Genomic DNA, 10,263 nt, shown 5'->3' on the forward strand with positions numbered 1-10,263 from the left:
CAATTGCCGTATGAAGTTTTACGATGAACTTGATTTCATCATACCTAAAAATGCCGTGATAAAAAAACCGCTCAAGGAGAGCGGTCTTTAAACTTGGTCACTAAATTATTCACCAAGTGCATCTAAATATTTTTCTGCATCCAAAGCTGCCATACAACCTGAACCTGCAGAAGTAATCGCTTGGCGATAAATTGAATCGGCCACATCACCTGCAGCAAATACGCCAGCCACAGAAGTTTGAGTCGCATTGCCTGAAGTGCCGCTTTGTACTTGGATATAACCATCACGCAAGTTCAATTGACCTTCGAACATGCCTGTATTCGGTTTGTGACCAATCGCAATGAATAAGCCAGACACATCAACAATTTGAGTAGAACCATCGGTAGTTGATTTTAAACGTACTGAAGTTACGCCTGTGTTGTCGCCCAAGACTTCGTCAACTTGGTTGTTCCAAAGAATGCTGATTTTGCCTTCTTTCTCTTTGGCAAATAAATGATCTTGCAAGATTTTTTCAGAGCGAAGTGAATCACGACGATGCACCAATGTCACGTGTGATGCAATGTTAGACAGGTATAATGCTTCTTCAACAGCCGTGTTACCACCGCCAACGACCATCACTTTTTGGTTTTTATAGAAGAAACCATCACAGGTGGCACAGGCACTTACGCCTTGACCCATAAATGCTGCTTCAGATTCTAAACCTAAATATTGTGCAGTCGCACCTGTGCAAATGATTAAAGCATCACAGGTAAATTCTTCCATATCACCTTTCAGTACAAATGGGCGCACATTCAGGTTTACTTCATTGATATGGTCATACACGATTTCTGTGCCAAAGCGTTCCGCATGAGCTTGCATACGTTCCATTAACGCTGGGCCTGTTAAACCTTCAGGATCACCTGGCCAGTTATCAACTTCCGTAGTTGTGGTGAGCTGACCACCCAATTGTAAGCCTGCAATTAAAGTCGGTTTTAAGTTGGCACGTGCAGCATATACTGCGGCACTATAACCTGCAGGGCCTGAACCTAAAATAATTAAACGTGAGTGACGAGCGCTCATGCACAGCATCCTTTTTTTATTTAGAAATTTATGGAATTATACGTGAAACAGGATGAGTTTGCTGTGTGATTAAAGTTGATATTACTGATCATGTAAATCGATTTGAGCTATATAGAAAAAGTTAACAACACACTTCAATAATCTTGCATCTTTTTCTAGGCAACACATGCATAATAGAAGGTCTGTTATAATTTATAGCTTGCTGTGTGGTGAAGCTTGCATCGTGAAATGCAACTTAAATGACACAGCTAAATGAAATACAGACGCTCCGAATCAGGTGGCTTTTTAAGACCATCGAACAAACAAAAAACATTGATGAAGAATTGGCGACAGGACAATATATGACTGCGGTGTCGGGTGCTTATGCACATCGCTTAATAGCGACATTATTTTTGGTCTCTTTTGGAATATATCTGTTCCTTGCAACGGTGACCTATACTCCATTTGACCCAGGTTGGATGCACATTTCCAGTGACACCCAACAGGTTTCAAATGCGAGTGGAATCGCAGGTGCGTGGATTGCCGATTTACTGTTTGGCTTTTTAGGTTGGGCGAGTCTGCTTCTTCCTGCTTATTTTTTTATTGAAGCCTTACAAGTCTGGTGGCCACGTAGTTTTTTAAACCGACCATTTCGTTATGCTGCACAATTCTTCATTTTATTGGCAACAGCAAGTTTGCTGTATTTATTTTGGCAAGTACCTGCCGATACGTTAGACAATGCCTCAGGCGGCATCATTGGTTTTGAACTTGGGAAAAGTTTATCGCAAATTTTAACCATTTATGGAGCAACACTTTTTTTAGTCGTCTTTTGGATTTTCTTATTTACCCTCGCATTTGGGGTGAAGTGGAACAGAACGTGGGCAACTTTAAAAGCTACACCTGCTTATCTGCAAGATTTGTTCTATCGCAATGTACCTGAAGCAGAATCTGACTTTGACCGTTCTACACCACAGGTGAAAAAGACCGTTGTCGCTGCTGCACCTGTGGTTGCTGTTGAAGTGGCATCAACTGATTTAGAAGCAGCAAGTGAACCCGTGGTTGCACAGGCGAAAGAAGCTGAAACAACTGCGCCACATCCTGCGGCAGAGCGTATGTTTAATCACATGCAGCAACGTGAAGAAGAAGAGCAACAGGCGCAGCAACAGCTATTGGTGCAAGATGAAATTGATGATGTTGAGTTAGAAAAAACCATCGAAAAGGCGCATCGCTTAGAACAAGACAGCCAGCGTATTGTTGCGACAGGCGAAGTGTGGCGTGCTTTACAAGAAAATACCGACAGTCAGCATAACCAAGACATTCATGCATTATTACGTGCTTCTGAAGAACCAGAGCCACATCTACAATCGAATCCTTTTGATGAAGTGCGTCCTGCATCTACGGCATCTCAAGCCACTGCAAAATCTTCGTTAGATTGGGATGATGATCAAATTTTTGATGAATTGCTCGCAGCAGTTCCGCAAGGCAAAGCTGCAAGTGATTTACACAGCCCATTCCAAAACAGCGGGGCAATGGATACTTTAGATGAGTCTGTGACCCAGCAAGAAACAGTGCATCCGCACTCGAATCCTACGGCTCACAATTTTAACGATGATCTCAGCAGATTTGAGTCAGATTTTAACCCGCCATCGTCAAGTGCTTCGAATACGCAAAATCATGCTGTACGCCAAGAGCGCCATTTGCAGCATGATTTAGACAGTTTAGATGACTTGTTGGTGGATGATCTTTTGGGTGATGAGTTACAGCAAGATGCATTTCAAGATCAAGCGCCTGTAGCGCGTAGTACCAGTAGCTATGCACAAAGTTCTGCTTTTGTTCAGGCACCTATTCAGACGGCAGCCACTGCCGCAGTGATGGCAAACGCAGCGACTGCTACACAGGCTGAACAAGCAGAAAAAGTGGCGTTATCCAAAGAAGCATTTATCGAAGCTTGGCAGGAAACCGCAGGCAAACCACTAGACGAAGATGACTTTGATTTTGATGCGCCGCTGACCGATGCACATGGTCGTCCGATGTCACGCGCCATGCAGGTTGCAGAAAAACGTCGTGATTTATCGCCATTACCGGGTTTGGATTTGCTTGATAAAGTCGATCCAAACAAAAAAGTGAACTTCACCGCAGAACAATTATCGCGCTTGTCGGAATTGCTGGAAATTAAATTACAGGAATTTAATGTCAAAGCCAAAGTGGTTGAAGCACAGCCTGGTCCTGTCGTGACCCGTTTTGAGCTGGATTTGGCACCTGGGGTCAAAGCTTCAAAAGTAACCAATATTTCTCGTGACTTGGCGCGTTCAATGTCGATGGCATCGGTACGTGTGGTCGAAGTGATTCCGGGCAAACCGTATATTGGCATTGAAGTACCGAATAGTTCACGTGAAATGGTACGTTTGATTGAGTTATTACAAACGCCTGCTTTTGAAGATCCAAACGGCATTTTATCTATGGCGATGGGGAAAGACATTTCAGGCAATCCTGTGATTACTGAATTGGGCAAAGCACCACACATGCTCGTAGCAGGGACAACGGGTTCAGGTAAATCAGTGGCAGTGAACTCGATGATTTTGTCGATGTTGCTGAAATACAAGCCTGATCAATTACGCTTAATTTTGATTGACCCGAAACAATTGGAACTCGCCAACTATAACGATATTCCACACTTATTGACGCCTGTAGTGACTGATATGAAAGATGCCGTCAGCGCTTTAAATTGGTGTGTCAATGAAATGGAACGTCGTTATAAGCTAATGTCTTTCCTGAAAATTCGTAAATTAAGCGACTATAACCGTAAGGTTGAAGAATCTATTGCCAATGGTGAAGATTTAATTGATCCAACTTGGAAGCCGGGAGATTCAGCAACGCAAGAACGTGCACCGCGTTTAACACCATTGCCATCTATTGTGATTGTGGCAGATGAGTTTGCCGACATGATCATGCAAGTGGGCAAGAAAGCGGAAGAAATGATTACCCGTTTGGCACAAAAATCACGTGCAGCAGGGATTCACTTACTCTTAGCAACTCAGCGTCCATCGGTGGATGTGATCACAGGTCTAATTAAAGCCAACATTCCAACCCGTGTAGCTTTGCGTGTGAACTCGAAAATTGACTCACGTACTATCTTGGATGCGGGCGGTGCAGAAGACCTGCTTGGTCATGGTGATATGCTATTTTTAGGGCCGGGTAAAATTGAGCCAGAACGTGTGCATGGCGCATTTATTTCGGATGATGAAGTCAACCGTATTTGTGATGCGTGGCGTGAGCGTGGCGATCCTGACTATGTCGATGAAATCTTGACGCCATTTGATGAAGAACCATCTTCACGTGGTTTTGAAGATGGTGAAGGCAGTCCAGACCGTGATGTGTTGTATGATCAGTGTGTAGCATTTGTTTTGGAAACACGTAAAGTGTCGACCTCATCTTTACAGCGCAAATTTAGCTTGGGCTATAACCGTGCGGCACGTATTGTCGATCAGATGCAAGAGCAAGGCATTGTGAGCGAGCAAGGAGCAAATGGGAAACGTGAAATTTTAGTGTAAAGCTTTCACTTTCTGTTTGATTTTGAATCAAGTAGTGCTATAAAAAAATCCCGCAATTCAATTGCGGGATTTTTTCTTTTTACACTCAATCTTTTTGGCTGAATTTAGCCAGAGATTGTGTTTAAACAGTTTAAGCAAACTTGGCTAAAACTGCTAAAAAACCATCTTTTTGACGTGGAAATTCAGCAATCACATCGTGAATACGCTGACCTTCAGGATTAGTGGCATTGACATCGCGACCATCGGCAACAAATTGTGTCAATAGACGTTCATAGTCGCTTGGACGCATGTGTTTAAATGCGTGATAGAGTACGTGAAAATCTGCATTCACACCTGCAGGTGGAAGTTGATTCAAATAGGCAAATACACGTTCATCCGACCATGCTTCGTTAAAGGTCGCAGGTTGAGATAATGCCATGGCAATCTCCTTTATATTCTTTTGAAAAAAATAGGGCAAAATAACTAGTGTTATTTTGCCCTGATTCAATTTGCTTGACTAATCAGTATTCAGATTATCGCTCTTCAGGCAAATTGATATTCATTTCCAACATTTCAATATTGGCTTCTGAACGCACAGACATTTGAATATGTTGTTCATCGACACCACGCACGTAGCGATTTACCACTTGCATGATTTCTTTTTTCATCTGATCAATTTTGTCTTGGCTTAAGCGTTTACATAGACCTTGTTCAGAAGCAACAATCACTTTTAAGCGATCTTTTGCTGTTTGTGCGCTAGATGGCTTGTCTTCACCGCTAAATAGTTTGCTCCAAAATCCTGCCATGTCTACGCTCCAAATAATCGTGCTAACCAACCTTTCGGTTTTGTTTCAATATGACGAAACGGACGTTCTTCACCCAAGAAACGTGCAACTAAGTCATCATACGCCTGACCTGCAGCAGCATCGCTATACAGAATGACAGGTTTACCTTCGTTAGATGCTTGAAGTACGCTCTTACATTCAGGAATCACGCCTAAAGTTGGTACACGTAAAATATCTTTAGAAATGTCGTCAATGGTCAGCATTTCTTGTTTATCGGCACGTTCTGGGTTGTAACGTGTAATACACAAGTGCTTACGCACACGACCTTCATTTTGTTCTACTTTTTTGGTTTTGCTGTCAAGCATACCAATAATACGGTCAGAGTCACGTACTGAAGAAATTTCAGGGTTAGTCACAATAATCGCTTCATCGGCATGGTACATTGCAAGAATGGCACCGCGCTCAATCCCTGCAGGTGAGTCGCAAATAATGTAATCAAACTCTTGTGCCAACTCATCCATAATACGTGCCACACCTTCATCGGTGAGGGCATCTTTATCACGGGTTTGTGAAGCTGGAAGAATATAAAGGTTTTCGATATCTTTATCGCGAATTAATGCTTGTTGTAAACGCGCTTCATTATTTAATACATTCACAAAATCATAAACAACGCGACGTTCACAACCCATAATTAAGTCAAGGTTACGTAAACCCACGTCAAAATCGATAACAACAGTTTTGTGACCACGTAGGGCTAAACCTGTTGCAAAAGATGCACTTGTAGTGGTTTTACCTACGCCACCTTTGCCTGATGTTACGACAACAATTTTCGCCACCGAATCCACTCCTGTTATGGTTTAAATTCCCCTATATTTTTTCGGGGATTTTTGGTGATTATTTATACATTAAAATTGTAGAGCTTCAAATACAAGCTCTTGGTTATCATTTAAGTAAATATGCACAGGTTTTTTAGTCACATGCTGAGGAATATCGTCCGCCACGCAATACGTGCCTGCAATAGATACCAATTCTGCTTCTAGGGAATGACAGAAAATTCGTGCCGCAATATTCCCGCCCGCGCCGGCAATGACTCTACCACGTACACTACCATAAATATGTATATTTCCTGAAGCAATCACTTCAGAACCGCTGTTGATGCCTGCGGTTAAAATAATGTCGCCCTGATGTTGTACCAAGCATTGACCTGTACGCAAAATTTCATCGTGATAAGACGTAATATGCGCCACAGCAGGTGCAGTTTCAGCGACTTGATTTTCCGTCTGTTGCTGTTCTGCCGCAGGTTCAGGTTTTACTTCAACCACTTGTTCTTTGGTGGCTTTCACTTCCTGCAATGGACGGTCTTGCGGGATGACAGGGAACTGAATAGCACGTGCCTGATCTGCCATAATGCCTTCAGTCACAGCAATTGGCTGTGCTTCTAGGCTAATTAGCAATTGAATTAGCGCAATCAATTCTTGTTCGACTGAACTTTCAATGACCACCAAAACCCCTGGTGGAAATGATTTTTGCAACATTGGGCTTAGTTGCTGGCGGATCGCATCATGATCATTGGTGTCTAAGCTAATGCGAATCGCATTGACCAATCTGCCTTTTATCCGTATGTCAGCCATAATAATTCCTTAACACTTCTAACTTTGCTGGTTGTTGAAGTCATCTTATAAATAGAGCAAATCCTAGAACAAATTGGGTGAATTCTCTAGTTCAGTTACTAAAAATATTTCACATTGTTTTAGCTAAAATTATCGAAAGACCTTTATGAAATATCGTGTTGTTGTCCTTCATTTAAAATTTGTTGCCATTGTTTAACTTTTACTTGTTTGCGAATTGCTTCTAAACTTTCAAATATCGCTGATTCCACTAATTTATCAATATGCTGATTATGTTCAATCTCAATCTGACTAATTTTTTCAGCAATCATTTGATAAGTTGGATTTTGTACTTGTTGATGCTGCTGTGCAAAAGGTTCAATTAAACCTTGGGTGATATTTTCGCCCAATCGTTGTCCGATACTTTGAATTTGCTGTTCAATACGTCCACCGACCAATGGAATCAGGCGCAGCAATTGCGTCAGTTCAGGCGTATCTTCAATGGCTTGATTCACCACCAACCCGACATTTTTCGCAATCATGTGACGCTGCATTTGTAATTCTTTGCCTAAGGATTCCTGCAAAATATCGGCTAGGGCAATCGCGAGTAATTGACGATGATGCTCGACCAAATCATCAATAAATTGTTTGTGAGTGGTACTGGTGGTCAATTCACGTTGCACACCATTAAGTACTGTGAGCACCACACGGCTACTCAGTTCTTCCATTAGCAAGTTGTAGTAAAAGTTGCCGCGTTTATACCAACTGTCTGGAATGACTTTATAGCCATGGCTATGCAGGTTGTAACCAATCGCGATGGCACGTAATAAACGTAAAAAACGCAATTGCGGAATAATTGCAAGAATTTCATACCAGTGAATAAACGGGAAAAACCACCAACGCTGATGATGTTTGAAAATAATTGCAATACCCCAACGCACGCCCAACTCTACAATTAAAAACGTGGTAAACCAGCCTTCGGTAATCACCACCCAAGGGCGCAATTCTGTTCGATAAAACTGTAAAATTTCAGGTAGACGAATAAAATCGAACAACCATTCGCCAAAATCACTCATTAAAATGGCATTGGCACTTAAACAGAACAAGTTAAAGATGATTAAACCCATCAAAAACAAGTCATAAGCCAAGGCAATTTTCCATCCCCATGAATCTTTACGCAGGGGATGAAAAGAGGATTTGATGACAGGTTCTTCAGACTTTTTCATGGCGTACCTGAATGGTTATGCAGTCGGAGCTGCAAGTTTTTGTTGCATGCTTTCAATCAATTGATCTTTTTCCAGCCACAGTTCATGCACCCATTGCTGAAAACGCTCACGATATTCAGTATCATCTTCGTAATTGCCGCCCAACACCCAAGCTGGAATATTAATTTTGCGTAAATTCACCGCAATGCGCGGCACCTCACCTAACCAAAACTCGCTATAGCCCGGCACGCCATCTGGGTACACAATGGTCATATCTACCAAGGCATCAATTTGATCACCCAAAATATTCAATGCCAAAGCTAAACCACCAGCTTTTGGCTTTAATAAATGTTGATAAGGCGATTGTTGTTGATCATGTTTTTCTTGGGTAAAGCGTGTGCCTTCTAAATAATTCAGCAGGGTAAAGGGCTGACTTAATAACTGTTGGCAGGCTTTACGCGCTTCTTCCATATCGCGGTCTTTCAGCTCAGGTTTTTTGGCAATTTGTGCTTTGCTGTGACGCTTCATCATTGGGAAGCCTAAAATTTTAAAGGCTTGTCCTACAAAGGGAATAAAGATCAGTTCCCACTTGGTAAAAAAGCGGGTCAATGGCATACGGGTTAAGCCAAAATACTGATTTACTGTGGTATCGACCCAACTTTGATGGTTACAGGTCATGAGATAACGACCTTGCATGCTCAGTTGCAAATCTTCATCAATGCTGATATCCCATTGGGTATTGGGTAATACATGATCAATCAGCCAGTTGTTTACACTGAGCCAACTGTTGGTAATTTGAATATTGGTTTCATCGACCTTACGTGACTGCTTTAACAGTTTGGTTAAGCCCAAAGCCAACACAGGAGGGCCGTGAAAAAATGTACTGCCAGTGATGACTGTACCCACGGTGAGACCTTTTGTGATTTTTTTTAATAAAGGGTGTTTCTTTGCTTGCGATGACATATAAATCAATCCTGAAGATAAATCGTCCAATGCGTCACGTGTTTGTAGATGACTCCAATATAAATGTTGTTTTTAAAATAAAAAAGTGTTGAAGTGAAAGTGTGTAGAAATTGTGATGAAGTTATACCAAGATTTGTACATGATCATGTATATTTGTAAGTAAAAGTTTTTTTATTAACAAAAAATCAATGGTCTAAGTATATTTTTTCATTCAATATTCAGCATATACAACAAAACACAAGTAAGGAGGCATGCCATGCGTGCATTAGCAATTTCGGCAGCAGTCGTAGGGGCAATGGTTTTAACTGGTTGTCAAACGACTGGTAACAACCTTGGTGGTATGGAATATGACAAAACTGCGTTAGGCACAGTAATTGGTGCTGCTGCAGGTTATGGGGTCTCTAAAAGTAACGCAAATACAAGTGCACAAAACAACCGTGCTGCAGCAATTGGTGCTGTAGTGGGTGCTGCTGCGGGTGTTTATCTTGACAATAAAGAAAAACAACTTCGTCAACAAATGGCTGGTACAGGCGTAGAAGTAAACCGTAATGCCGATGGTTCTGTTGGCTTGATCATGCCGGGTAACATCACGTTTGATACTAACAAATCAAACATCAAACCAAACTTCTATTCTACCTTGGACAAAGTAGCGCAAACGCTAACCCAAGATAACAAGAGCGGTATTTTGGTAACAGGTTTTACTGACAGCACTGGTAACGACGCAATCAACATTCCATTGTCACAAGCACGTGCACAATCGGTTGCAAACTACTTGGCTAGCCGTGGTGTATCAACTTCACGTATTAATGCACAAGGTCACGGTGCTGCAAACCCAATCGCATCGAATGCTACTGCAGAAGGTCGTGAGCAAAACCGTCGTGTAGAAATCAGCATTTATGCAATCCAATAATCTGGCATTGTATAGATTGTAAAGAACCGCCTTCGGGCGGTTTTTTTATGCAAGCAATTTCTAGGGTCTACTCAGCAAATAGACAATGACGTCTAAAGTAACCCGAATTACGGATAAGAAAAGCCCTTGAAAAAAAGGTAGTTAGAGCCATTTAGAAAGTTACGACACAACCCAAAGGCTCTAACTACCATGTACGATTTTACAGAAATTTTTTGTATTGTTGAT

The 10,263-nt window shown here is 41.8% G+C and carries 9 protein-coding genes; 2 read left to right on the forward strand and 7 right to left on the reverse strand.

Translation table 11 applies throughout. The annotated features are described in order from the left end of the window. Window positions 1-105: 105 nt before the first annotated feature. Window positions 106-1,059, reverse strand: a complete 954-nt coding sequence (gene trxB, locus FTU71_RS09830) for a thioredoxin-disulfide reductase (protein WP_004975288.1) — start codon at window positions 1,057-1,059, stop codon at window positions 106-108. Between the two features lie 341 nt (window positions 1,060-1,400). On the opposite strand from trxB, the gene FTU71_RS09835 reads away from it, so the two are divergent. Next, window positions 1,401-4,589, forward strand: a complete 3,189-nt coding sequence (locus FTU71_RS09835) for a DNA translocase FtsK (RefSeq protein ID WP_104853253.1) — start codon at window positions 1,401-1,403, stop codon at window positions 4,587-4,589. Window positions 4,590-4,719: 130 nt separating this feature from the next. Here the strand turns inward: FTU71_RS09835 and FTU71_RS09840 are convergent, their stop codons facing one another. From FTU71_RS09840 to FTU71_RS09865, 6 genes are all read right to left on the reverse strand, one after another. After that, complete coding sequence (locus FTU71_RS09840) at window positions 4,720-5,007, reverse strand: PA4642 family protein (protein ID WP_004975291.1); 288 nt, start codon at window positions 5,005-5,007, stop codon at window positions 4,720-4,722. 94 nt (window positions 5,008-5,101) lie between these two features. After that, window positions 5,102-5,374 carry a cell division topological specificity factor MinE gene (gene minE / locus FTU71_RS09845; protein ID WP_180111925.1) on the reverse strand — a complete coding sequence of 91 codons (273 nt, stop codon included), beginning with the start codon at window positions 5,372-5,374 and terminating at the stop codon, window positions 5,102-5,104. A 2-nt stretch (window positions 5,375-5,376) separates the two neighbouring features. Next, window positions 5,377-6,189 carry a septum site-determining protein MinD gene (gene minD, locus FTU71_RS09850; protein WP_096902697.1) on the reverse strand — a complete coding sequence of 271 codons (813 nt, stop codon included), beginning with the start codon at window positions 6,187-6,189 and terminating at the stop codon, window positions 5,377-5,379. A 69-nt stretch (window positions 6,190-6,258) separates the two neighbouring features. Continuing rightward, entirely contained in the window at window positions 6,259-6,984 is a 726-nt protein-coding gene (gene minC / locus FTU71_RS09855; RefSeq protein ID WP_096902696.1) for a septum site-determining protein MinC, read from the reverse strand. 143 nt (window positions 6,985-7,127) lie between these two features. Further along, entirely contained in the window at window positions 7,128-8,186 is a 1,059-nt protein-coding gene (locus FTU71_RS09860; RefSeq protein WP_004975298.1) for a hypothetical protein, read from the reverse strand. 15 nt (window positions 8,187-8,201) lie between these two features. Beyond that, window positions 8,202-9,128, reverse strand: coding sequence for an acyltransferase (locus FTU71_RS09865; RefSeq protein ID WP_004975299.1), 927 nt, complete (start codon window positions 9,126-9,128; stop codon window positions 8,202-8,204). Between the two features lie 256 nt (window positions 9,129-9,384). Here FTU71_RS09865 and FTU71_RS09870 point away from each other — a divergent pair, with 256 nt between their 5' ends. Next, window positions 9,385-10,038 carry an OmpA family protein gene (locus tag FTU71_RS09870; protein ID WP_004975301.1) on the forward strand — a complete coding sequence of 218 codons (654 nt, stop codon included), beginning with the start codon at window positions 9,385-9,387 and terminating at the stop codon, window positions 10,036-10,038. Window positions 10,039-10,263: the final 225 nt, after the last annotated feature.

It is taken from the genome of Acinetobacter sp. YH12136 (assembly GCF_013418545.1).
Classification (GTDB): domain Bacteria; phylum Pseudomonadota; class Gammaproteobacteria; order Pseudomonadales; family Moraxellaceae; genus Acinetobacter; species Acinetobacter towneri.

What these genes read in the sequence shown, in the direction of transcription:
- trxB (WP_004975288.1), bottom strand. Translation starts at nt 1,059, where the DNA reads ATGAGCGCTCGTCACTCACGTTTAATTATTTTAGGTTCAGGCCCTGCA.
- FTU71_RS09835 (WP_104853253.1), top strand. Translation starts at nt 1,401, where the DNA reads ATGACTGCGGTGTCGGGTGCTTATGCACATCGCTTAATAGCGACATTA.
- FTU71_RS09840 (WP_004975291.1), bottom strand. Translation starts at nt 5,007, where the DNA reads ATGGCATTATCTCAACCTGCGACCTTTAACGAAGCATGGTCGGATGAA.
- minE (WP_180111925.1), bottom strand. Translation starts at nt 5,374, where the DNA reads ATGGCAGGATTTTGGAGCAAACTATTTAGCGGTGAAGACAAGCCATCT.
- minC (WP_096902696.1), bottom strand. Translation starts at nt 6,984, where the DNA reads ATGGCTGACATACGGATAAAAGGCAGATTGGTCAATGCGATTCGCATT.
- FTU71_RS09860 (WP_004975298.1), bottom strand. Translation starts at nt 8,186, where the DNA reads ATGAAAAAGTCTGAAGAACCTGTCATCAAATCCTCTTTTCATCCCCTG.
- FTU71_RS09865 (WP_004975299.1), bottom strand. Translation starts at nt 9,128, where the DNA reads ATGTCATCGCAAGCAAAGAAACACCCTTTATTAAAAAAAATCACAAAA.
- FTU71_RS09870 (WP_004975301.1), top strand. Translation starts at nt 9,385, where the DNA reads ATGCGTGCATTAGCAATTTCGGCAGCAGTCGTAGGGGCAATGGTTTTA.